Source organism: Flavobacterium panacagri, assembly GCF_030378165.1.
In the GTDB taxonomy this organism is placed as follows: domain Bacteria; phylum Bacteroidota; class Bacteroidia; order Flavobacteriales; family Flavobacteriaceae; genus Flavobacterium; species Flavobacterium panacagri.
In genome coordinates, this window is the sequence record NZ_CP119766.1 from 1,188,232 (window position 1) to 1,212,485 (window position 24,254).

Below are 24,254 nucleotides of genomic sequence, written 5' to 3' on the forward strand. Positions count from 1 at the left end.
GATGAGTACAAAAGTACCACAGAATAATACAGATCAGGAAATTGATATTTTTCAGCTTTCAAAAAGCATTGGCAGTTTTTTCGATAGAATAAATACTGCTATTTTTCGATCAATCCAGTTTTTTATCAGAAACTGGATTATTGTTTTAATATTAGTAATTCTGGGATTTGGATTAGGATGGTTCTTAGATTCAAATAAAAAGTCATTTCAAAATCAGATTATTGTAACTCCAAATTTTGGCAGTGTCGATTATCTTTATTCTAAAATTGATTTAATAGAATCTAAAATTATTAGTGGAGATACAGTTTTTCTGAAGAATGTGGTTGGAATTCAACACCCAAAAACAATCAAAAGGATAGAAATAAAGCCAATTGCTGATGTCTATAAATTTATAGAAGACCAAGAGAAGAATTTTGAATTGATCAAATTAATGGCTGAGGTTGGTGAGATCAAAAAAGTATTGGAAGATAATGTAACAAGTAAAAACTATACATTTCATTCTATTTCTTTTGTAACGAACAAAATTACAAACGAAAAAGATATCGTTGAGCCGTTGTTAAAATACTTAAACAGTTCGGAGTATTTTAATGCACTGCAAAAAATAGGGTATAAAAATCTTGAAGAGCAAATTGTTAAAAATGATACTATTATAGCTCAAATTGACCAAGTTTTAAGCGGTTTTTCTAATACGGCAAAAAACGGATCAAAAAACGATAAACTGGTTTATTATAATGAGAATACTCAACTAAATGATATTATTAAAACAAAACAATATTTAATTATTGATCAGGGAAAATATAGACTAAAGCTTGTTAGTTATGATAAAGTAATTAAGGAAACAAATTCGACCTTAAACATTAACAACAATAAAATAACGAATGGCAATTTTAAATTTTTCTTACCTTTCATTTTCCTATTTATTTTTGTTTTGATTTATATATTCAGAAAGTTTTATCGCAACCAGCTTTTGAAAGCTCAGGTTAAATAATATAGCCTTGAAAACGTTTAAGATCTTTGAAAGTATTTCAAAAAACTCCTTCATAAAACAAAGTTTAGGAACTTTGGCTTTGCGAATTTTTGGAGTTGTTTTGTTATTCGGTTTCACAGTATTTTTAACAAAATCTTACAGTCCAAAATTAATTGGACAGTATGATTTTGTGCGTTCTTATCTTTTGGCAGTTGGGAGTATCTGTCTGTTGGGCTTTGATCAGTCCATTTTATATTTTAAAGGACGACTTGCAAGTCAGAATGAACAACGACAATTGAAAAAAGTGTATTTAAAAATGGTAGGAATGCTATTTTTAACTTCACTGTTAATTTTAGTTGTTTTTCTTCTAATTGACAAAAAGAGAATCAACGCTTATTTTCTAGATGATGAGGTTTATGTGATTCTTTTAAAAAGTTCAATCCTATTATTTTTTCATGGATTGTCACTTTTAAATACCGAAGTTTTCAGGGCGTTGGACAAATTGTATGTTGCTGAATTATTCAGAAATATTATCAAATATGTTCCATTGATAATGGGTTCTATGTTGTTATTTTATTTGCATTTAGAAACCTATTTGGTAGATGTTTTTCTAATTGGATTTGTTTTTTTGGCATTAATAAGCTCCATTTTAGTATTTATTTATTTTAATAAAACAGAGACTGTTTCAGAAGAGATTTTTAATTCAAAACACATTTTTGTAAAATCATATCCAATGGCCATAAGCGGAATGGCCATGTTTTTATTAATGTCTTTTGATATTATGTTTTTGAAAAAATATCAAAATGACGAAACAGTTGCTTTTTATTCTATTGGAGTTAAAATAATGACGATTGTTTCTGTTATAATTTTGACAATAAACATAACTGTTTCGGCAAAAATTGCTGAGTTTTTTTCAAATAAGAATTGGATAGAATTGAAAAAAACATTGAGAAACAGTGCGCGTTTAATTTTTTGCATTGGATTTCCAGTGATTTTTCTTATTTGCGTATTTTCGGAACATGTATTGTCGTTGTTTGGACAACAATATATTATAGCTCAGAAATCCTTTCTAATTTTAATAATTGGCCAGGGAATTTGTTCTTTATTCGGTTCAGCGCCAGTATATTTGAATATGACTGGAAGACAACACATATTTCAGATAATTTTAATTGGAGCAGTTATTATTAACTTTATATTAAATCGATTTTTGATTCCAGTTTACGGAATGACTGGTGCAGCCTTTGCTTTTTTTAGCAGTTCTTTTTTCTGGAATTTTGTTTCGGCAGTTGTTATATATAAAAAAGACAAAATCAAGATTTTTTTACATTAGAAAAAATCAATTCCAATATGCAAAATAAGATTAAAAAAAGTACAGCAGCATTTTTACTTATAGCGATAGCCAATTTGGCGGTTGCTTTTAGTACTTTTTTTGTTTTGCCACCCAAGTTCTTTTATGATTCAGCGATTATAATTTATGATAAATACAATGAAATTGGCTATTTAGGCAGTTATCCATTGACAATTTTATTTTACAAAGTTACAGGGCTTCGTTATCTTCCTTTTCCTCTAATAGCAATTATACAATTTCCTATTCTAATGTATATTTTGTACAAAATAGGTATTCCTGATTTTTTTGAAAAAATAAATATAAAAAATGCTATTGTCTATTTGGGAATTTTTATGATTGCTATTTTTATAGCAATGCCTTCAAAAGAGTTTATTACTTTTTTATACATTTCTTCATTTGTTTTCTTATCTAAAAACAAACCATATTCCTTTCAAAAAACGATTCTTTTATCCATATTTCTTTTAATACTTTTCGGAGCTTTATATAGGCCTTATTTTGCTTTGATTCCAATAATTGCTGGAGGAATGTATTTAATTAGTTTTATTAATTTTAAAAATAAGACTGTATCGACAATTTTTTACGGATTATTGATTGTCTTTTTTTTGTCACTGAGTTATGGTATTTTAAAAGGAGAATATTTTTCTGAAATGAGCCGGGAAATGGTTAATAAAGAGCGTATGGGTTCTCCAGATGCAAATTCGATGATTACACCGCCTTTAAAACCAGATACGTGGTATGGAGAAATTACGGCAATTTTTTACGGTTTTTTTACAGTTAATATTCCAATAAATGGCTTAAAACACTTTTTATCGCCTCAAATTCTATTATTTATAATTTGGCAACTTTTACTTTTTTATATTTTACTAATTCGTTTTGCTAAATGTTTAAAAAACAGGCAATATTATAAATATGAGCTTTTGATTTTTTTTATACTATTTTCATTTTTCATTACTCAAGGAGTCTTTGAACCTGATTTGGGTTCAGCAATCAGACATAAAATAGGGGTTTTTCCATTAATTTATTTTGCATTATACTATGAGCATTTCCGAAAAGAACTTCAATAAAATCTTTAATGTTTTTTTGTATTTGATTGCCATTTTGATCATCTTTAGAAAACCCTGTTCTATATTGATTGTAATATTTGTAATATTTAATTTAGTTTTTTTAAAAAAGTTACAGTACACAAAGAGAACCTTTATTTTAATGATCTGTATTGCATCTCCGCTAATACTTGAATTATTACTTTTTTGGAATAATGATTCTTTTTCAAAAGGTTTAAAAGCAATAGAAAAAAGTACTTCATTAATAATTTTTCCATTATTTATAATTGGAAATTTTCAGCGGGTAAATTTTTTGAAGTTACTGCAAATCTATGTATTTGGCACAACTTTGGTTTTACTCTTTTTTTTCATTCGATTTAATGTTTTGTATCCAGAATTGATGAACAAATACCTGAACGCTATACATTTGTGGGAAATGGGATATCAATTTGGAAATAGTGTAGGAATTCATGCTCCGGCATTAAATATGCATTTGGCCTTTGCTACCGTTTCTGCTTTTTATTTTGTGATTAAGAGTTTTAAAGATCATGAAAAATCTAAACTTAAAGTTGTAAGAATAATAATCTTTATACTTTCATTTTTCTTTGTATTGTTTGTTAATACAAGGATGGCATTAGTAAACGTTTTTATCGGATTTTTGATAGTTCTTTTTTATGCTGTTAAACAGGATAATTTTAGAAAAATAGCTTTAAAAGGTGCGCCTATATTAGTTTTACTAATGGCTGTTTTGTTCTTGTTTGTACAAAAAGATCCATACATGAAAGAAAAATATTCAAGCGTTAGTTTTGCCTATATGGATAAAGTTGGAAAGCTTGATGAAATTGATCATCCAGAAGTTAAAGTTTTTAATTCTTTGGTAACAAGAGTTTCAATCTGGAAATCAGCTTGGGAATTGTCTTTAAAAAATCTGCCTTTTGGAGTAGGAGCTTCAGATGGAAAACCGGAATTAAATAAATATTATAAAGAAACAAATCAGAAGTTTTTGGCTAAATATGAATTCCCAACACATAATCAGTTTTTGGATTTTTTATTAAAATTCGGAATTCTCGGGCCAATTGTAGTTGCATTCTATATTTTTACAATTGGCTATTTAGGTTACGATTTGAAAAATGCCATTGTACTTTCATTTTTTCTAATCTTTTTCACATCAAATTTAGTAGATGACTTTTTACTTCGTTTTGATGGAATTGCCTTCAGCGGATTTTGGTTTTCTATTTTTGGAAGTTATTGGCTTCAAAGCAAATCATTCATTGTAAATGGTCAATAATTCTTTGAAATTTTTGTCTTTATCAAATAAATCAGAGCATCTTACATAAGCATTTTCTCCGAAAACAACCCTAACAGTTGGATCTTTTAAAATTTCGAAATATTCGTTGAGTTCGCTAATATCATCAAAAAGAAATCCTGTTTTGTTATGTAAAACAGCATCTTTATTACCAATAATATTGGTGGCAATTACCGGTTTTTGTAAAGTCATTGCCTCCAAAACTGCAATAGGCAAACCTTCCCAGAGAGAGATTTGCATGTATATATCAATATTATTAAGTTCTTTCAAAACCTTTTTTCTGTTTAAGATCCATCCTGTGATTTTTATATTTGGAGAAGTAAGAGATGATTTTAAATCTCCATCGCCAATCCAGATAAAATTAAAATCAGGGAATCTTTGGGCTATTTGGTTAAGAAACAAAGGGTTCTTTTGATAAGTAATTCGTCCCATTAAACCAATAGTTAGTTTTTCGTTTTCATGCGGATCAAATTGCTGGTGAACGGCCGACATATTAATACCATTTCTAACCAATCTTGATTTACCAATTTGTTTCGCAATTTCAAATTCGGTATCTCCACAGGCTATAGTAGTGCCTCCAAATAGTGCCTGAAAACTCTTTTCGATCATCCAGTATAATTTTCGAACATTTTTCGAAATATCTTCTCTTAAAAAAGAATATCCGTGTGGTGTGTAATAAAGCTTCTTTTTTTTGAATAGGAAAGCACAAGCAATTCTTCCGAGTACTCCTGCTTTTGATGAATGAAGATGAACAACATCAGGATTTATTTTTTTGAGTTCTTGAATCAGTTTATAGACAGATTTCAGATCCTGAAGAGGAGATAATTCACGAACCATATTAACCTGAACTAGATTTACTCCGTTAGAAAATTCAGATTTTATTTTGTGAGGATCAATTTCTTTTCGATTACCGCTATATATTATTGTAGTCTGAAGATCTTTAGCAATTTCTTTGTCTCCAAAGTAGGTTGACAAATCTCTAAAATAAGTATAAACGCCGCCACCGAGCGCTTCAATTACGTGTACAACTTTCAAAATCGTGGATTTATTTGTAGGTAAAAATAGATAAATGAGTTTAATAATTATCTGAAATCGTAAAACTTCTTTTTATATATGATTTAAGTGTAATTTGAAAGGACAGATATTTTAGTACATTTGTGCGTCTATCTGGGATTTTATTGCCAAATAAAATTCGAAAAAGTTCAATTAAATCAATTATGAAAAGAATACTTATTACTGGAGCTGCAGGATTTTTAGGATCACATTTATGTGACAGATTTATCAAAGAAGGATATTTTGTTATTGGAATGGATAACCTGATTACAGGTGATCTTAAAAATATTGAGCATTTATTTAAGTTAGAAAACTTCGAATTCTATCATCATGATATTACTAAGTTTGTGCATATTCCAGGTGAGTTAGATTATATTTTGCATTTTGCTTCACCAGCAAGTCCAATAGATTATTTAAAAATTCCGATTCAGACTTTAAAAGTTGGATCTTTAGGAACACATAATTTATTAGGATTGGCGAGAGTTAAAAAAGCCAGAATTTTGATTGCTTCAACTTCTGAAGTTTACGGAGATCCTTTAGTACACCCACAAACAGAAGAATACTACGGAAACGTAAATACAATTGGACCTCGTGGCGTTTATGATGAAGCAAAACGTTTTCAGGAATCCATTACAATGGCTTACCATACTTTTCATGGCGTAGAAACCAGAATTGTTCGTATTTTTAATACTTACGGACCAAGAATGCGATTAAACGACGGACGTGTAATTCCGGCTTTTATTGGTCAGGCTTTGCGCGGAGAAGATTTAACGATTTTTGGAGACGGAATGCAGACGCGTTCTTTCTGTTATGTTGATGATCAGGTAGAAGGTATTTATAGATTACTGCATTCTGATTACGTTTATCCAGTAAATATTGGAAATCCAGACGAAATTACGATTAAAGATTTTGCCGAAGAAATCATAAAACTTACGGGAACAAATCAAAAAGTAGTCTACCATCCGTTGCCCATAAACGATCCTTTACAGCGCCAGCCGGATACTACAAAAGCAAAAGAATTGTTAGGCTGGGAAGCTAAAGTTAACCGAGCGGAAGGAATGAAAATTACCTACGAGTATTTTAAATCATTATCTCCTGAAGAACTGGCAAAAGAAGAACACAAAGACTTTTCTAGTTATATAAAATAATCTGAATCCTGAAAGTATTAAACTCTAATGAGCGATTTAGTATCTATTCTAACACCGACATACAATACTGAAAAGTTCATTAGAGCAACTATAGAATCAGTTCAAAATCAAACCTATAAATACTGGGAAATGATTTTGGTTGATGATGGCTCGACAGATCAGACAGTTTCTGTTATAGAAGAGTTTGCACAAAATGATTCTAGAATAAAACTTTTCAAATTAGAAAAAAATTCAGGAAATGGTTTTGCCAGAAATGTGGCTTTAGATAAAGCTTCTGGAAAATATATCGCTTATCTGGATTCGGATGATTTATGGTCTTTTGATAAATTAGAAAAGCAGGTTCAGTTCTTAAAAACGAATAATCTGCATTTTACTTTTAGTTATTACAATTGTATTGATGAAGAAGGGAATACTTTAAACCGAAGAGTCGAAAATCCACAACCGTTAACTTATAATCAGTTGTTTTTCTGCAATTATGTAGGTAATCTTACGACAATTTATGATGCAGAATACTTCGGAAAAATCAAATTAGAATCCTCCCAAAAAAGACAAGACTGGAGAATATGGCTGACGATCTTGAAACAGATAAAAACTGCAGAAGTCATTCCAGAACCTTTAGCTTTTTATAGGATAAGAAAAGATTCTATTTCATCGTCAAAATTCAAATTGATTAAACACAATTTTGGCGTTTATAGAGAATTCCATGGATATAATCTCGTTTTTTCTGTTTTCTTGATGATAAGGTTTTTATTTACTCAGTTGATAATCAAACGAAAATATATAAAGAGAGTTTAAATATTCTTTAAGGTCGCAATTTGCGACCTTAAAGAATTATGTTTTATATCCAATCTTCACTCTTTCAGTTTCATTTTCTTTTTTTTCTGTCAATTCATCTAAATAAGAGAACACCAATTCAATATTTTTATCATGATTTTCCAGCTTCTTCTGAATTTGCAGAATATCAACCTTGATTTCGGTTGTGTCCAAAAGCATTTGTCTCACTTTCGTGAAAATCCTCATAATTTGAATATTGGTTTGGATTGCTTTGTCGCTTTTTAGAACTGTTGAAAGCATAAGAATACCATGTTCTGTGAATGCATACGGTAATGTTCTGCTACCGCCCCAACTTGAAGTCGCAATTTGCGACTTCAAGTTTTCAAATTCACTTTCGGAGAGTTGAAACATGAAATCTTCAGGAAATCGTGATGAATTTCTTTTTACTTGCTCATTTAATCTTTTTGTTTCTACATCATAAAGAGCTGCTAAATCAAATGCAAACATCACTTTTTGGCCACGGATAAAGTATATTTTATTAGAAATTGTTTCTTCAGAAAGTAAAGAGTTGTCGTCCATAAGTTTTTATTTTAAAAAAAAACAAATGTAAGATTTTATTTATTTTATAGATAAGATTTAAATTGTTTTAGCTTTCCTCGATTGGTTCTTTCTAAAACAGTTTTTCTTGTAAATGTGAAGTTTAAATTGGGTTCCAAATACAAATCGATAGCTTCTTTTATTTTTTGAGTTTGTTCTGAAACTAATGCTTTTTCAGCTACATATTCAATTTCAAAAGTATCAATTTTGGTTTGCTTGATGATAAATTCTTTAACATTTCCGTCGTCTTCGATTATGCTTTTGGTTACATAATAGAATGTCAAACCAGGAGATTTTTTTCCACTTGGTAAAATAGCAACATCATTTGTTCTGCCAATCAGTTTTTTTAGAATTGGTTTTTGTGGCGTACTTTTTTCATCCAAAATTCCGATGTCGCCAATTTCATATCGGATAAAAGGATTGGCTTTATTAAAAAGTGATGTTATCACAATTTTCCCTTCTGTTCCATGTGGAACAGGATTATTGTTTTCATCTAAAATTTCTACGAAAAGGGTTTCAGCATTTACCTGCCATTCTCCTTGCGGATTTTCGAAAGCAATCAAATCCAATTCTGAAGCTCCATATTCACTAATAATTGAAATGCCGAACTGTTTTTCTAAGAGTTTTTTATCAGACTCAAAAAGCATTTCTGAAGTAACAAAACAAGCTTTCAGCGTTGGACAGATTTCTTTTAAAATGACGTTATTCTGTTCCAAAAATTTGGCAAATAATACAATCGAACTTGTATAACCATTGATGTAATCGAACTTTTTGGTTCTGAATTTCTGCAGAAACTTTTCAAGAATTTCATCAGATAAGTCAAAAACAGGAAAACGAAAACGATGTGTCAGGAAATCCTTGAAACGTTCTTTTTTGTATCCAATAAAATCCATTGGAATTCCATAAAAACGCGCCTGATACGAATGATTAAAATCAATTCCGAACCAGCCAAATCGCATCATATTGGATGCCCAAGTCAAAGCATGAGAATATTTATCTTTTGCAAAAACAAAGGGAGTTCCGCTCGACCCAGATGTTTTGTTGAGGTAAATGTTTTTTCTAGAATATCCCTTGGAAAGTCTTTCTTCAAGCGGTTTTTGAAGATTTTGTTTGTTTAAAATCGGCAGATTTTCCCAATTTTCGGCAGTTGCATTTCTAGCTAATTCTGCATAAAAGGTATTGTTTTTAAGATGAAAATCAACGATTTCCTTCTTTTTATTTTCAAGAAATGAAGCGTATTCTTCTTCTGAAAAATGAACAATTTTATCCAATTCGGCTTTGGCTTTCTTTATCGGAAAACCATTTAATTGAAGGGAAAGATCAAAAAGACGAATCATTTTTCAGAATAATTTTCGTCAAAAATAATGTTTAGGAATTACTAACAGGGCAGAACCAACAATTTTTTGAAGATTTAATTATTTTTTAAGTTCAAAAGCAAGTATTTTTGCACCACAACTAAATACAACAACACCATGACAATTTTATTATTGGGATCAGGCGGAAGAGAGCATGCATTTGCATGGAAAATGACTCAGAGTCCGCTTTGCGAAAAACTTTTTGTAGTACCTGGAAATGCAGGAACTGCTGCAATTGCTGAAAACGTGGCAATTTCTGCGACAGATTTTGAAGCCGTAAAAGCTTTAGTACTTAAAGAAAATATAAGTTTAGTAGTTGTAGGGCCTGAAGATCCATTGGTAAAAGGTATTTACGACTATTTTAAAAACGACGAAAGTTTAAAACATATTCCAGTAATTGGCCCATCTAAAATTGGTGCTCAATTAGAAGGAAGTAAAGAATTTGCAAAAGAATTCTTGATGAAACACAACATCCCAACTGCTGCTTATGACAGTTTTACTGCCGAAACAGTTGAAGAAGGATGTAAATTTCTGGAAACATTACAGCCTCCTTATGTTTTAAAAGCAGATGGTTTAGCCGCTGGAAAAGGAGTGTTGATTATTCAGGATCTTGAAGAAGCAAAAACAGAATTGAGAAATATGCTGGTTCATGCTAAATTTGGAACAGCAAGTGCAAAAGTTGTAATTGAAGAATTCTTGGACGGAATTGAATTAAGCTGTTTCGTTTTAACTGACGGAAAAAGCTATAAAATACTTCCAACGGCAAAAGATTACAAGCGAATTGGAGAAGGAGATACAGGTTTAAACACAGGTGGAATGGGAGCAGTTTCTCCAGTTCCTTATGTAGACGCTGTTTTAATGGAAAAAATTGAAACACGTATCGTAAAACCAACAATCGAAGGTTTCCAAAAAGACGGAATTGAATATAAAGGATTTGTATTTATTGGATTAATCAATGTAAAGGGAGAACCAATCGTTATTGAATACAATGTAAGAATGGGAGATCCTGAAACTGAAGTTGTAGTTCCAAGATTAAAATCTGATTTGGTTGAATTATTTTTATCTGTTGCAGATCAGAAATTAGGAGATTTTAATTTAGAAGTTGATCCAAGAAGTGCTACAACTGTAATGGTTGTTTCTGGCGGATATCCTGAAGATTTCGAAAAAGGAAAAGTTATTTCTGGTTTAGAAAATATTGAAGATTCTATAGTTTTTCACGCAGGTACAAAATTAGATAACGGAAATGTCGTTACTAATGGAGGACGTGTAATTGCTATAACTTCTTATGGGGATAATTTCCAAGAAGCCATAAAAAAATCTTACCAAAACATAGATAAACTAAGCTTTGATAAGATGTATTTTAGAAAAGATATTGGCTTCGATCTAATTTAAAAGATAAAAGTGACCAGCCCTTAATTAATTTAAGGGTTTGGTTTTTATTTTAAAAATGAGTGAGCTGTTGTATCTTGGTTTTCTGTTCCAGCATCATCAAAAATGCGTAATTGTTTAATCCAGTAAACGATTGCTGCAGCACAAATGATCATGAAAATCCAGTTAATAGTGTTTGCACCAAACCATGTAATTAATTCCAAACGACGTAAAAAGTCAAGAGGAGCAAACAAAATGTTAACGAATAAGTATTGTATTCCTTCAAAAAAAGCTGTCATAATTCTTTAAAATTATATGTTATTTATTGTTGTGTAATGCTTTGAAGATAAAATTCGGTTAATCGAATCTTTTTTCAACTTGTTCGGTTTTTCATTTTAAACAAGTATTATCTTTACAATCACAAAAGTATAAAATATCCTTATGATAACAAGTGTTTTTAAAAAATCTACGCCATTAAATTATTCATTGGTTGTAATTTTAATACTGGTTTTCTTTTTTATGTTCCAAATTAAAGACCCGTCTTGGGTTACTTCTTATTTTTTGGCTTTCCAAAAAGTGAGTTTGTTATGCTTTATTTTGGCTTCTTTTTTTATGGTAAATTTTATCGTAAAAAAGAACGGACTTAGTAAAGACAATGGCTACGCGATATTTTTTTACTTATTGTTTCTTTTATTTTTTCCAACCCTATTTAACAATCCAAATGTTATTTACGCCAACTTTTTTATTTTGTTGGCAGTTCGAAGATTGATTTCGCTTCAATCACTTAAAGCTTCAAAAGAAAAAATATTTGATGCCTCTTTTTGGATTTTTGTAGCTGCTTTATTTCAATTTTGGAGTGTACTTTTCTTAGTATTAGTATTTATTTCGATTATTTTCCACGTTTCAAGAGATTACAGAAACTGGGTTTTACCTTTTATTGCACTCTTAGCAGTAGCAATATTATTTTATATGACTTCTTTAATTTTAAATATTGATGCTGTAGCTTTTTTCCAAGAGAGAGCTGTAGTTGATTTTAGAATTGATTATTTCAAGAATAATTATGAAAACGGAGCACTTTCAATTTATACTGCTGTAGCTCTATTTTTTGTAACATCAATGTTGATGACGTTGTCAAACAGACCGCAGATTGTACATTCTTCTTATAAGAAAATTGTAGCTTACTTTTTTATTGCGGCGTTTGTTTATATTATTTCACCAAATAAAAGCAACGATTTATTGCTGTTCAGCATTGCGCCACTAGCCATTATGGCAACAAGTCATGTAGAATATATGCAGCAAAAATTGAATAACGAAATTGTGTTTTATATATTGATTGCCTGCAGTTTATTTACATTCTTTTCGCAATTATAATTTGCTTCCATAAGCAAGATCACCAGCATCACCAAGACCTGGAACAATGTAGTTTTTCTCGTTTAGTTTTTCGTCTAAAGAAGCAACCCACAAATGACAATTTTCGGGTAGATTTTTTTCTAAGTGAGCAATTCCTTCTGGAGCAGCGATAACGACCACTATATGAAATTCTGTTGGAGCTGCATTTTCAAGTAATTTTTTATGAACAGCCACTATAGATTGTCCTGTTGCCAGCATAGGATCCAGAAGCAGAACCGTCTTATTATTTAGGTTCGAAATAGCTTGATATTCCACTAAAATTTCAAAATCATCACCACCATTTGGATGATGTCTGCAGGCCGAAACAAAACTATTTTCAGCATGATCAAAGTAATTCAGAAAACCGTTATGCAGCGGTAAACCAGCTCTTAAAATAGGACACAGAACTAAGTCAGTTTCTATTTCTGTTGTTTTTTTAATGCCCAACGGAGTCTGAATTTCCACATTTTTATAAGGTAAAATTTTGCTTAATTCATACGCCATAATCTCACCAATGCGTTCAATATTTCGTCTAAAACGCATGCTGTCATTCTGAACATTGACATTTCTAATCTGTCCAAGAAAATGATTTAAAACACTGTTATTTTCAGAGATATAATGAATTTTCATGATGAAATTTTAATTTATTAACGGATAAAAAATAGAAAACGAAAAATAATTGCTTTTCTTCGCAGCATAAAAGTATAAAAAGTATCTTTGTATATCTAAAAAAATAAAGGCATGTTTTCAAAATTAGCATATTCGGTTTTCGAACAAAGCATTATAGATTATCACAAATTTGATAATGTAGATCAACCGATCAATAATCCATATCCAAAAGATAAATTTGAACATTTATTATATCTAAAAAATTGGATTGATACCGTTCAATGGCATTTTGAAGATATTATTCGTGATCCGCAGATTGATCCTGTTGCCGCTTTAACTTTGAAAAGAAGAATCGATGCTTCAAACCAAGAGCGTACTGATATGGTGGAGTATATCGATAGCTATTTTTTACAAAAATACAGTAATGTAAAGGTAAAAGACGGGGCAAAAATTAATTCTGAAAGTCCAGCTTGGGCATTTGACAGATTGTCTATTTTAGCTTTAAAAATTTATCATATGCATGAAGAAGCTACACGTGTAGAAGCTTCACAAGAACACAGAGATAAATGCCAAGAAAAATTAAATGTACTTTTAGAACAAAGAACAGATTTATCTACAGCAATTGAAGAATTATTGACAGATATCGAAAACGGAGATAAATTCATGAAAGTGTACAAACAAATGAAAATGTACAACGATGATGAATTGAACCCAGTTTTATATCAAAATAAGAAATAATTTGGCAGAGTTGTCCAACAACAAAATCAAACATATAGCCGTCATGAGACTATCCGCAATGGGAGATGTCGCCATGACGGTTCCTGTTTTACGTGCTTTTGTAAAACAATATCCGACAGTAAAACTGACGATTATTTCCCGTCCTTTTTTCAAACCATTTTTTGATGGAATTCCTAATCTGGAGTTTTTTGCTTTTGATGAAAAAGAAAGACACAAAGGATTTTCTGGACTTTTACGATTATTTAGCGATGTGAAAAAATTGAAGATTGATGCTTTTGGAGATCTTCACAATGTTTTACGATCTAAGGTTGTGAGTTTACTTTTTGCTTTAAGCGGCAAAAAAAGAGCAACTGTTGATAAAGGAAGAGACGGAAAAAAAGAACTGACAAGAGCTGAAAATAAAGCTTTTAAACAGTTGCCAACGATGTTCGAAAGACATGTAAAAGTGTTTTCAGAACTTGGTTTTCCGTTAAATTTATCTAATCCAGTATTTCCTGAAAAGGCAGTTTTAAATGCTGATATTCTAGAAATCATTGGAAATCAAAATCAAAAATTAATTGGAATTGCTCCTTTCGCACAATACGATTCTAAAGTTTATCCTTTGGATTTAATGCAAGAAGTGATTGCAAAATTAGCTGAAAATCAGACATATAAAATTTTACTTTTTGGAGGAGGAAAAAAAGAAATTGAAATTTTAGATTCACTTGCACAGCCTTTTGAAAATGTAATCAATATGGCTGGAAAAATTAAGTTTCAGCAGGAATTGCAGTTAATCAGCAATCTTGATGTGATGCTTTCTATGGATTCTGGAAATGCACATATCGCGGCTATGCTTGGAGTAAAAGTAGTTACGCTTTGGGGAGCTACTCATCCATATGCTGGATTTTTACCTTTCAACCAAAGTTTAGAAAATACGTTAACTTCAGATCGAAGTCAATATCCAAAACTGCCAACTTCTGTTTATGGAAACAAAATTGTTGAAGGTTATGAGAATGCTATGAGGACAATTTTGCCACAGAAGGTTGTTGACAAGGTTGAAGAACAGTTTTCATAAAAATCAAAAAACTTCTCTTTATGGAGAAGTTTTTTTTTAATTGTTAAGCAATATTTTTACTTAAATCGTATTGTTCATTAGAATCAAGGAAAGAATATCCTAGTGTTTTTTTTCTTTTTTTGTTTACTATAATGGTCACAAAGTTATTTTTGTCTTCGGTAGACAATAGAATATGTTCAAATTTTTCAGACGAATCTCTGTAAATTTTATAAATTAAATCGTGGTCTTTAATTTTCTTAGATAAAACTTTAGCCGATTTAAGTCTGCTTACATAAGGCCAGATATTAAAAATATTTGAATCTGTTTTTTTTACTTCTACCATTTTTTCGGTCAAAGTTGAATTGTATTTTTCTCTTTCAAGCAACTTTGGGCCTTTTCTGTTTTTCATTTTTAGAATAACTGCCAGAACGCATAGCGCAGCAGTTACAACGAGCATAATAGATAGGTATAGATGAAAGTGTTGTACGTGAGCTGTCATGATATTTAAGGTTTAAATGTTTGACAAATTTTGATTGAGCTCTACAAATTCTCAAACTAGTGAGATTGAGATTACCATAATTACACCTCTAATTTAATGAAAATTTGGCAATATTTTGATAAAATTTTGCTTTTATTTCAATTAGAGCCAAATTTTTTCATCACGACAGCGACGGTAAATATAACTTTTTAGATTTGCAATTGTTTGCTGATAATCGGGTGCATCATAACCATATCGTTCATGTTCCATTTGTTTTCTCTCAATGGCATCACATCCTTTTATTACTTCTTTAATCATATCGAGCAAGGCAAGTTCTTTATTGTCAGTCTTTTGAAATTTAAATTCAACAATCTCATCCTGAAGCTCTTCACAATAATCAACCAATTTCACAACTTCTGGTTCATCCAAAAGATATTCTTTGTTCCTAAAAATTTCTCGTACTGATTTCATTTATAAATATTAAAAATTCCAAATTCCAAATTTGGCAAATTTAAATTAAATAAAAAAAATCCAAATTCCGGTTTAATTTGGAATTTGGATTTTTATATTTTGGAATTTCTCAAAGATTAAACATCGTCGTAATCTACATAGATAGTATCTGATGTTGGATGTGCCTGACAAGTTAAAATTAAACCTTCGGCAATTTCACTATCAGTTAAAATAGAGTTTTTCGTCATTTCGGCAGTTCCTGTTGTAACACGTCCTAAACAGCTGCTGCAGATACCGCCTTGACAAGAGTAAGGAGCGTCAACGCCTTGTTTTAGAGCAGCATCAAGAATAGTCTGTTTTTTAGACATTTCAAAAGTAGTTTCTTCATCATCTACTAAAACTGTAATTTTTGTATGTCCTTCCTGAGAACCTTGAATTACATGTTCTTCAGAAGAAGAGGTGAAAAGCTCAAACTTAATTGCAGATTCTTTTACATTTTTTTCTTTCAGAATATCAGAAACAGTGTTGATCATTTCTTCTGGTCCGCACAAGTAGAATTTATCAAACTGTAATTCTTTATGTTTGTTGTTTAAAACAAAATTCACAGCCGATTTCTCAATTCTTCCAAACAAAGCATTTTCAGCTTTTGCCTGACTAAATACATAATGTACAAAAAATCTGCCTACATATTGTAATTGTAAGTCATGAAGTTCTTGATGAAAGATGGTGTTTTCAGGTGTTTTGTTTCCGTAAACCAATACAAATGAACTCTTTGGTTCATTTTTTAAAACCGATTTTATAATAGAAAGAACTGGAGTAATTCCGCTTCCTGCAACAAAAGCCGCATAATTTCTTTGTCTTTCGGCATCTGGTTCAAAAGTAAATTTACCTTCTGGTTGTCCTACTTCAAGAACATCTCCAGCTTTTAGTTTTGTATTGGCAAACTGAGAAAAAAGACCATTTTTTACTGCTTTGACAGCAATTCTTAATTCACCGCTCTCTGGTGCTGAACAAATAGAATAAGCTCGTCTAATTTCTTGGTTATCAATAGTAAGTTTGAGATTTATATATTGACCAGCTATAAATTTATAATCTGGTTTAAGTTCTTCAGGAACATTAAACAATATAGAAACAGCATCGGCAGTCTCGCGTTTAACTTCTTTTATTATTAATTTTAAAAATGAAGGCATGATCTAATTTTTCTGCAAAAGTAGCAAACCACTATTAAATGTTTGGTACTAAATTATTTTTTTTAACTTTTTTTGTAACGTTTTCCTACATTTGGTCTCTTACTACAAAAATACTAAAACTATAAACCATGATTAAGAAGTTTATTTACCTGGAATGGAAAGCGTTCATTAGATCTGCCTCATTTGGTAAAAACCTGACAATGAAAATTATAATAGGTTTTTTTATGATCTATTTTTCCTTAATTTTTATTGGAATGGGAGTTGGAGCATTTTATATGCTTAAAGAAATGAAATTAGAACCATTGGCAACAGTTAACAAATTTTTGATCTATTATTTTCTTTTTGACTTAATAATTAGATTGTTAATGCAATCAATACCAGTTCTAAACATTAAGCCATTGCTGGTTTTACCGTTTAAAAAGCCGACAATAGTTCATTTCTCTTTAGGAAAAACAGCGTTATCTTTTTTCAATTGGATTCATGCTTTATTTTTTATTCCATTTTCTGTTGTGCTGATTTTAAATGGATATGATGTTGTAGAAATTGTTTTCTGGCATTTAGGAATTATGGCGATGATCTATATCAATAATTTTTTGAATATAATTCTAAGTAATATTGATAAACTGTTTGTTGTTTTTGCTGCGATAGTTCTTGTTTTAGGTGGAGCTCATTATTACAAGATATTTGATGTTACACTATTTACAACACCATTTTTTCAAAGTTTTTATGATATCGACGGTGTATTTTTAATTCCGATTTTGGTATTAGCAGGATTGTATGTTTTTACTTTTAAATATTTTAAAAAGAATTTATACTTGGATGCTGGACTTTCAGTAAAACATGATATTGCGGCTACAGAAAACCTTTCGTGGCTAAATCAATTTGGAACTTTAGGAACCTTCCTTAAAAATGACATTAAATTGATTAAAAGAAATAAGAGATCCAAAACAACCATTTTTATGAGTATTCTCTTTTTGTTCTACGGTCTTATCTTTTTTGGAAATTCACATCAGCCGGCTGTGATGCATATTTTTGCAGGGATATTTGTTTCGGGAGGATTTCTATTTGTCTTCGGCCAGTTTGTACCAAGCTGGGATAGTTCTTATTATCAGCTGTTAATGACGCAAAATGTTCCTTACAGAGGTTACATTACTTCAAAATGGTGGCTTATTGTTATTGCTACTTTTGCTTCTACAATTCTAGCCTCATTTTATATTTTTTATGGATGGGAAGTTTATCTTACAATTGTCGCTGGAGCAATTTATAATATTGGAGTGAATTCGCATTTAGTACTTTTAGGAGGAGCATTCACAAAAACGCCAATTGATTTGAGCAATGCTGGAGGGGCATTTGGGGATAAAAAAGCGTTTAATGTTAATGCGATGTTGCTGACATTGCCAAAAATTGTTTTGCCAGTATTGTTATATTGGCTTGGACTTCATTTTGGAAGCAAACCAATCGGACTTGCTTTGGTTGCTGGTGCCGGCGTTTTAGGATTTATATTTAAAGAGAAAGTGTTTTCATTAATAGAAAAAAGATACAAAATAGAGAAGTACAGTACAATAAGTGCTTATAAACAAAAGAATTAATTAGAAAATGTATTTGATAATTAATCTAAAATGAACAATCTAAAATCAACAATTACCATGATACAAGTAAATCAACTTACAAAAAAATATAACGGAACGACAGTTTTAAATATAGAAAATCTTGAAATCCCAAAAGGACAAAGCTTTGGATTAGTGGGAAATAACGGAGCAGGAAAAACAACTTTTTTTAGTTTGCTTCTAGATTTAATTCAGCCATCAAATGGAAAAATTCTAAATCAAAATATTCAAGTGAATACCAGCGAAAACTGGAAATCTTTTACTGGTTCATTTTTGGATGAAAGCTTTTTGATTGGTTATTTAACACCAGAAGAATATTTTTATTTTATCGGAGATCTTCGCAATCAAAACAAAGCTGATGTTGATGCTTTATTGGCACAGCACGAAGAATTTTTCAATGGAGAAATTTTGAAGAATAAAAAGTACTTAAGAGATTTATCAAAAGGAAATCAGAAAAAAGTTGGGATTATTGCTACTCTTATTGGAAATCCAGAAGTTGTCATTTTAGACGAACCATTCGCAAATTTAGATCCAACAACCGTTAGCCGATTAAAAAAAATAATCAAAGATTTGGCAGATAATCCAAATGTAACTGTTTTAGTTTCAAGCCATGATTTACAACATACGGTAGAGGTATGCGACCGAATAGTTGCGCTTAATAAAGGAGAAATTGTTAAAGATATTCAGACCTCAAATGAAACCTTGCAGGAACTGGAATTGTTTTTTGCAGTTTAAATTTCTGTCATTAGAAAAAGAAGCGTATTTTTACGAGTCAATTATACTAAAATTGAATTTTAGCAGTTATCAGTTTTAAAATCTTTTCTATTGAAAAAGAATACTTTTAAATATAGTTTTATTTTCCTTTTTTTATTCTTTTTGATAGCTTGTTCTACCAAAAAAAATACTTTTTTGGCTAGAAGTTCTCACTCTATTGGTACCAAGTATAATATTTTGTACAACGGAGGAATTGGCTTAGACAAAGGACTGCAGTCAATTCAGGCCAATAATGAAGACAATTTTTGGAAAATGCTGCCAATAGAGAAAATGCAATTTGATGAAAATTTTTCTGAAGGTGAAAAAGCCAAAAATCCTGATTTTGAAAAAGCAGAGACAAAGGCAACAAAAGCCATTCAGAAACACTCTATGAATATTGGCGGAAGAGAGAGAAACTGGCAGATTGATGAAGCATATCTGATGTTGGGAAAAGCAAGATATTACGATCAGCGTTTTATTCCTGCAATTGAGGCATTCAATTATATTTTGTATAAATATCCGGAAAGTAATAATATCTACACCGCAAAAATCTGGCGTGAAAAGACCAATATGCGTTTAGGCAACGATGCAATTGCGCTTAAAAACATTAAACTTTTACTTAAAAAAACAGATTTAGACAAACAGACTTTTGCTGATGCAAATGCGCTTTTGGCTGAAGCATTTCTGAATTTAGAACAAAAAGACAGTGCGGTTGCTAAATTAAGAATCGCAGAACAGTTTACCAGAAAAAATGAAGAACGTGCTAGATACCGTTTTATTCTTGGTCAGATGTATCAGGAAGAAGAAAAACGTGACAGTGCAATATATTTTTATGATGGCGTAATTGATTTAAACAGAAAAGCAGATCGTAAATATATGATGCATGCTTACGCAAGAAAAGCACAGCTGTTTGATTATGGAAAAGATAACGATACCATTTTTTTGAAAACATTTAATAAATTGGTAACGGATCGTGAAAACCGACCTTATTATGATTTTCTTTTTTATGAAATGGGAGTTTACTATGATAAAAAGAAAGATCAGGAAAACGCCTTGAAATTTTATAATAAATCTTTGGGAAGAAAATCTAAAGATTCTTACTTAATGGCTTCGGCATACCGTAACATTGGAAATATGTATTTTAAAAATACAGATTATTCAATGGCGGCCAAATATTATGATAGTACTCTTGTCAAACTTGATTCAAAAACAAGAGAATATGCTTTTATAGAAAAAAACAGAAAAAATCTGGATAACGTTATTAAATATGAAGCAGTTGCAAAACGTAATGACAGTATTATTAAGGTATACAATCTACCAGCAGCTGACAAAAAGGTTTACTTCGAAAATTATATTGCAGAGCTGAAAAAGAAAGATGAAGCTAAACGTATCTCAGAAGAAAAAGAGAAAGAACGATTGGCTAATATTGACTTAAATTCTCGAGCAGAAAATCCAGGAATCGGAACGGTAAGTTCTAGTTCATTAGGGAAACCTACAGATCTAGATGGAGGGGGAATAGGAATGCCTCCAGGAATGAATGAATCGGCAAGTACGTTTTATTTTTATAATCCCACCACAGTTGCTTATGGAAAACTCCAATTTAAAAAAATGTGGGGTAACAGAACTTTGGGCGGAAATTGGAGATTGGCAGGAGTAAAATCGGCTAATGATTTGGCAATGAATGATACTATTGCTGATAAAGAAGTTGCTAATGCAGTAAAAGATACTATTGTACCAGAAAAATATACTGTTGCATTTTATACCAAACAGCTTCCAACTTCAGAAGTTGCAATGGATAGTATTGGTAAAGAACGCAATTTTGCTTACTACCAACTAGGACTTATATATAAGGAGAAGTTTAAAGAGTATAAATTGGCAAGTGATAAACTGGAACAATTGTTACGTAACAATCCGGAAGAAAAATTGGTATTGCCATCCATGTATAATTTGTATAAAATTTATCAAATTACAGATCCACAAAAAGCAGAGGCAATAAAATCAGAGATTTCAACAAAGTATCCTACTTCAAGGTATGCTCAGATTTTAAATAATAAATCTGACGATCCGAGCTCCAGTCCAGATGCCGAATATAAAAAGTGGTATAAGCTTTTTGAAGAAGAAAAATTTGAAGAAGTCTTGGCCAATATTGATAATCTGATCAATCAATATTCTGGAGAAGATATTGTTTCGAAGTATGAATTGTTAAAAGCCAATACCTTAGGAAAAGTAAATGGTTTAGAAGCTTATAAAAAAGGAATGGAAAATGTGGCAGATAATTATCCGAATAGTGAAGAGGGTAAAAATGCTAGAGAAATTTTAGAAAAACAAATTCCTGTCCTAGAAAGATTAAACTTTACAACAGCCGACAATAAAAGCTGGAAAATTTTATATGCTGTTTCGAATAATGACACCAAAACCGTTAAGCAAATTGAAGAAGCAATCAGAGTGTTTTTATTAGTTGAAAACTTTGAGCGATTAACAACTTCTTTCGATAAATACAATTTAACGGAAAGTTTTGTAGTTATTAATGGTTTAAAATCTGAGGCTTATGCCAGAGATGTTGCGGGAGTTTTTAGAGATGATAAAAAATACAAAATTGCACATCCTGCAATTATTATATCTACAGATAATTATAAAGTGGTTCAAATTAAAAAGAACCTAGACGCCTATTTGACCCCAAAAACCCCATAATAATGTTTGAAAAAGTAAAGAAAAACGGAACAGAACAATTAGGAAAAACGAACCGAATAGTAGAAGGAACATCCATAGTTGGTGACATAGTATCGAAAGCCGATTTTAGATTAGACGGCGAATTGATTGGAAATTTTACTTCGGAAGGCAAAATTGTAATAGGTGCCAAAGGAGCAGTCAAAGGAGAAATTATCTGTAACAATGCTGATATAGAAGGAGTATTTCATGGAAAAATAAAAGTCCTAGAAATTCTTAATATTAAATCTACGGCACAAATTCATGGAGAAGTAGCAGTAGGAAAACTTTCAATAGAACCAGGAGCTGACTTCACAGCAACCTGCACCATGCTGGCACATTCAAACCCAGTAATCATGTTAGAAGATGGAAAAGGAACCGAATAATAATAAAAGAAATAAATGGTTGGCATTTATTAATATTCCCTTTCAAATGGGAGTTATTATTTTTGTATTCTCTTATTTTGGAACTTGGCTTGACGAAAATCATCCAAGTCCAAAAGTATATTTCAACACCATTTTTGTATTATTTGGTGTTGGAATTGCATTATATAATGTTATTCGACAAGTAAATGATATCAATAAAACAAAATAATTGTTGGTAAAAGAGCTTGAGATAAAAGTTGCATCTTTGCAAAAAAAAATATTTCAAATGCTTTCAACAAATTACAAACCTTTTTTTTATTTGTTATGTCTTGCTTTAGGAACATATATTCTACATAAAGCAGTTTTTTTCTTTACCGAAATTAATACAGAGAACTTTCATTACTGTTTAGAATTACTGTATTTATCTTTCTTCATAATTTCGTCTTTATTATACCTTATATTATTAATAGTAAAAAAGAAGAATTTTGAAATCGTCGGGATGGCATTTTTGTTTGGAACTGTAACACAAATGTTATTAGCATACTTAATCCTCCAGCCTATTTTAAAAAACAAAACAGGAGAAACAGAAGTCGAAAAAATTAGTTTTTTTATAACATTTGTGTTGTTTTTGTTATTTCAGACGCTTTTAACTGCCCGATTATTAAATGAAAAGCGTTAAAATAACAATTCTTTAAAACAAGGTTTAAAAATAATTTTTCATATCCTTTTGAATATTAATAAAAAATGTACCTTTGCACCAAATTTTAGAAACGTAAAAAATAAGATTTTCCAAGATATGGTGATTTCAAACAAACCACTCAGCTTTATTCTTGCTGCTTTTGTAGCTTCTCTACCAATTATGGGTTTTGCAAATCCAGAGAGTGACTCAACGCATGTTCAAACTGAAACAGCTCATGAAGAGAAAGTAGTTTCACATAATGCTCATGAAGAAGGAGAGCACGTTGCTCTTGATCCAAAAGCAAAAGTGGATGCTTTTATTGATCACCACTTACAAGATTCTCACGACTTTGTTTTCTTTCAAGATGAAAAAGAACATAAAAGCTATGGTTTTTCATTACCAGTAATATTAGTTGATGGGGGATTGAAAATTTTCTCTTCTTCAAAATTACACCACGGTGAAGCAGTTGCAGAAGTTGATGGAAACTTCTACAAATTAGTTCATGGTAAAATTTACAAAACAGACGCAGCCGGAACTATTACTTTCAATGAGCACGGTCATCCAGAAAATGAAAAGCCATTAGATTTTTCAATTACAAAAAATGTAGTTTCAATGCTTTTTGTATCAGTATTATTATTCTTAATGTTTACTGGTTTAGCAAAATCATATAAAAAAGGACCAATCCCAACTGGATTTGGTAGAGTTTTAGAACCACTTATTATTTTCATCAGAGACGAAATTGCTGTGCCTAATATTGGAGAAAAGAAATACCGTAAATATATGGGGTATCTTTTAACGGTATTTTTCTTTGTTTGGTTGTTAAACTTATTAGGAATGACTCCACTAGGAATTAATGTTACAGGAAATATTGCTATTACAGTTTGTTTAGCGGCATTTACTTTCTTAATTACACAATTTAGTGCAAACAAAGATTATTGGGGACATATTTTTTGGATGCCAGGAGTACCGGTTCCAATGAAAATTATTTTAGCTCCAATTGAAATTTTGGGAACACTAACAAAACCATTTGCATTATTAATTCGTTTGTACGCAAATATTACAGCGGGTCACGTAGTAATTATGAGTTTGATCGCTATGATTTTTGTGGGTAAAAATTTAGCAGCAGATTTACCAATCTCTTTAGGATTAACATTATTTATCTCTGTTATTGAAGTTTTAGTTGCATTTTTACAAGCCTTTATCTTTACAATGTTATCATCATTGTTTATTGGTATGGCAGTTCAAGATCACCACCACGATGATCATGGACACGAAGAGAATGTAATTATTTAATTAGAAGT

Annotated in this window: 24 protein-coding genes; 16 read left to right on the forward strand and 8 right to left on the reverse strand. The window is 30.9% G+C overall.

The features are described from left to right. Nucleotide 1 precedes the first annotated feature (1 nt). The 4 genes from P2W65_RS05405 (at nucleotide 2) to P2W65_RS05420 (ending at nucleotide 4,643) form a co-directional block, all read left to right on the forward strand. Nucleotides 2-988: a hypothetical protein gene (locus tag P2W65_RS05405; protein WP_289664006.1), complete on the forward strand. Its 987-nt coding sequence runs from the start codon at nucleotides 2-4 to the stop codon at nucleotides 986-988. A gap of 7 nt (nucleotides 989-995) precedes the next feature. After that, on the forward strand, nucleotides 996-2,297 hold the full coding sequence (locus P2W65_RS05410; protein WP_289664007.1) for a lipopolysaccharide biosynthesis protein: 1,302 nt from the start codon (nucleotides 996-998) through the stop codon (nucleotides 2,295-2,297). Nucleotides 2,298-2,314: 17 nt separating this feature from the next. Continuing rightward, entirely contained in the window at nucleotides 2,315-3,379 is a 1,065-nt protein-coding gene (locus tag P2W65_RS05415) for a hypothetical protein (RefSeq protein ID WP_289664008.1), read from the forward strand. A gap of 376 nt (nucleotides 3,380-3,755) precedes the next feature. Next, entirely contained in the window at nucleotides 3,756-4,643 is an 888-nt protein-coding gene (locus P2W65_RS05420) for an O-antigen ligase family protein (protein WP_289664010.1), read from the forward strand. On the opposite strand, the gene P2W65_RS05425 is transcribed toward P2W65_RS05420, so the two are convergent. Continuing rightward, nucleotides 4,620-5,696, reverse strand: a complete 1,077-nt coding sequence (locus P2W65_RS05425) for a glycosyltransferase (protein WP_289664011.1) — start codon at nucleotides 5,694-5,696, stop codon at nucleotides 4,620-4,622. The two genes, P2W65_RS05420 and P2W65_RS05425, sit on opposite strands and share 24 nt — an antisense overlap. A gap of 182 nt (nucleotides 5,697-5,878) precedes the next feature. Here P2W65_RS05425 and P2W65_RS05430 point away from each other — a divergent pair, with 182 nt between their 5' ends. Beyond that, nucleotides 5,879-6,862: a UDP-glucuronic acid decarboxylase family protein gene (locus P2W65_RS05430; RefSeq protein WP_142449893.1), complete on the forward strand. Its 984-nt coding sequence runs from the start codon at nucleotides 5,879-5,881 to the stop codon at nucleotides 6,860-6,862. 27 nt (nucleotides 6,863-6,889) lie between these two features. Next, nucleotides 6,890-7,657, forward strand: a complete 768-nt coding sequence (locus P2W65_RS05435; RefSeq protein ID WP_289664015.1) for a glycosyltransferase family 2 protein — start codon at nucleotides 6,890-6,892, stop codon at nucleotides 7,655-7,657. Nucleotides 7,658-7,693: 36 nt separating this feature from the next. Here the strand turns inward: P2W65_RS05435 and P2W65_RS05440 are convergent, their stop codons facing one another. After that, nucleotides 7,694-8,215, reverse strand: coding sequence for an ORF6N domain-containing protein (locus tag P2W65_RS05440; RefSeq protein WP_289664017.1), 522 nt, complete (start codon nucleotides 8,213-8,215; stop codon nucleotides 7,694-7,696). A 44-nt stretch (nucleotides 8,216-8,259) separates the two neighbouring features. After that, nucleotides 8,260-9,570 (reverse strand): phenylacetate--CoA ligase family protein, encoded by a 1,311-nt coding sequence (locus tag P2W65_RS05445; RefSeq protein WP_289664019.1) that lies wholly within the window; start codon nucleotides 9,568-9,570, stop codon nucleotides 8,260-8,262. A gap of 135 nt (nucleotides 9,571-9,705) precedes the next feature. On the opposite strand from P2W65_RS05445, the gene purD reads away from it, so the two are divergent. After that, complete coding sequence (gene purD / locus P2W65_RS05450) at nucleotides 9,706-10,980, forward strand: phosphoribosylamine--glycine ligase (protein ID WP_289664020.1); 1,275 nt, start codon at nucleotides 9,706-9,708, stop codon at nucleotides 10,978-10,980. Nucleotides 10,981-11,024: 44 nt separating this feature from the next. Here purD and P2W65_RS05455 read toward each other — a convergent pair whose 3' ends face one another. Beyond that, nucleotides 11,025-11,255, reverse strand: coding sequence for a DUF6341 family protein (locus tag P2W65_RS05455; protein ID WP_091490198.1), 231 nt, complete (start codon nucleotides 11,253-11,255; stop codon nucleotides 11,025-11,027). A 142-nt stretch (nucleotides 11,256-11,397) separates the two neighbouring features. Here P2W65_RS05455 and P2W65_RS05460 point away from each other — a divergent pair, with 142 nt between their 5' ends. Continuing rightward, nucleotides 11,398-12,327: a DUF6427 family protein gene (locus P2W65_RS05460; RefSeq protein ID WP_289664022.1), complete on the forward strand. Its 930-nt coding sequence runs from the start codon at nucleotides 11,398-11,400 to the stop codon at nucleotides 12,325-12,327. Here the strand turns inward: P2W65_RS05460 and upp are convergent. After that, nucleotides 12,322-12,975 carry a uracil phosphoribosyltransferase gene (upp, locus tag P2W65_RS05465; RefSeq protein WP_289664023.1) on the reverse strand — a complete coding sequence of 218 codons (654 nt, stop codon included), beginning with the start codon at nucleotides 12,973-12,975 and terminating at the stop codon, nucleotides 12,322-12,324. The two genes, P2W65_RS05460 and upp, sit on opposite strands and share 6 nt — an antisense overlap. A gap of 111 nt (nucleotides 12,976-13,086) precedes the next feature. Here upp and P2W65_RS05470 point away from each other — a divergent pair, with 111 nt between their 5' ends. Both P2W65_RS05470 and P2W65_RS05475 read left to right on the forward strand, forming a co-directional pair. Next, nucleotides 13,087-13,692, forward strand: coding sequence for a DUF4254 domain-containing protein (locus P2W65_RS05470; protein WP_289664024.1), 606 nt, complete (start codon nucleotides 13,087-13,089; stop codon nucleotides 13,690-13,692). Between the two features lie 43 nt (nucleotides 13,693-13,735). Then, nucleotides 13,736-14,746, forward strand: coding sequence for a glycosyltransferase family 9 protein (locus tag P2W65_RS05475; protein WP_289664025.1), 1,011 nt, complete (start codon nucleotides 13,736-13,738; stop codon nucleotides 14,744-14,746). A gap of 43 nt (nucleotides 14,747-14,789) precedes the next feature. Here P2W65_RS05475 and P2W65_RS05480 read toward each other — a convergent pair whose 3' ends face one another. From P2W65_RS05480 to P2W65_RS05490, 3 genes are all read right to left on the reverse strand, one after another. Continuing rightward, entirely contained in the window at nucleotides 14,790-15,134 is a 345-nt protein-coding gene (locus P2W65_RS05480) for a hypothetical protein (RefSeq protein ID WP_289664027.1), read from the reverse strand. 231 nt (nucleotides 15,135-15,365) lie between these two features. Beyond that, nucleotides 15,366-15,674, reverse strand: a complete 309-nt coding sequence (locus P2W65_RS05485; RefSeq protein WP_289664028.1) for a hypothetical protein — start codon at nucleotides 15,672-15,674, stop codon at nucleotides 15,366-15,368. Nucleotides 15,675-15,790: 116 nt separating this feature from the next. Next, the gene (locus P2W65_RS05490; protein WP_289664030.1) at nucleotides 15,791-16,843 is read right to left on the reverse strand and encodes a 2Fe-2S iron-sulfur cluster-binding protein; all 1,053 of its coding nucleotides are present in this window, start codon (nucleotides 16,841-16,843) and stop codon (nucleotides 15,791-15,793) included. 128 nt (nucleotides 16,844-16,971) lie between these two features. Between P2W65_RS05490 and P2W65_RS05495 the strand changes: the two genes are divergently transcribed. From P2W65_RS05495 to atpB, 6 genes are all read left to right on the forward strand, one after another. Next, nucleotides 16,972-18,432 carry a DUF5687 family protein gene (locus P2W65_RS05495; RefSeq protein WP_289664032.1) on the forward strand — a complete coding sequence of 487 codons (1,461 nt, stop codon included), beginning with the start codon at nucleotides 16,972-16,974 and terminating at the stop codon, nucleotides 18,430-18,432. 57 nt (nucleotides 18,433-18,489) lie between these two features. Then, entirely contained in the window at nucleotides 18,490-19,185 is a 696-nt protein-coding gene (locus tag P2W65_RS05500; protein ID WP_289664033.1) for an ABC transporter ATP-binding protein, read from the forward strand. A gap of 90 nt (nucleotides 19,186-19,275) precedes the next feature. Then, a complete protein-coding gene (porW, locus tag P2W65_RS05505) occupies nucleotides 19,276-21,894 on the forward strand; it encodes a type IX secretion system periplasmic lipoprotein PorW/SprE (RefSeq protein WP_289664034.1) in 2,619 nt (872 codons plus the stop codon). 2 nt (nucleotides 21,895-21,896) lie between these two features. Further along, a complete protein-coding gene (locus P2W65_RS05510) occupies nucleotides 21,897-22,295 on the forward strand; it encodes a bactofilin family protein (protein ID WP_289664035.1) in 399 nt (132 codons plus the stop codon). Then, complete coding sequence (locus P2W65_RS05515) at nucleotides 22,276-22,503, forward strand: AtpZ/AtpI family protein (RefSeq protein WP_289664036.1); 228 nt, start codon at nucleotides 22,276-22,278, stop codon at nucleotides 22,501-22,503. Before P2W65_RS05510 ends, P2W65_RS05515 begins: the two co-directional genes overlap by 20 nt. 567 nt (nucleotides 22,504-23,070) lie before the next feature. Continuing rightward, nucleotides 23,071-24,246, forward strand: coding sequence for a F0F1 ATP synthase subunit A (atpB, locus tag P2W65_RS05520; protein WP_289666160.1), 1,176 nt, complete (start codon nucleotides 23,071-23,073; stop codon nucleotides 24,244-24,246). Nucleotides 24,247-24,254 lie beyond the last annotated feature (8 nt).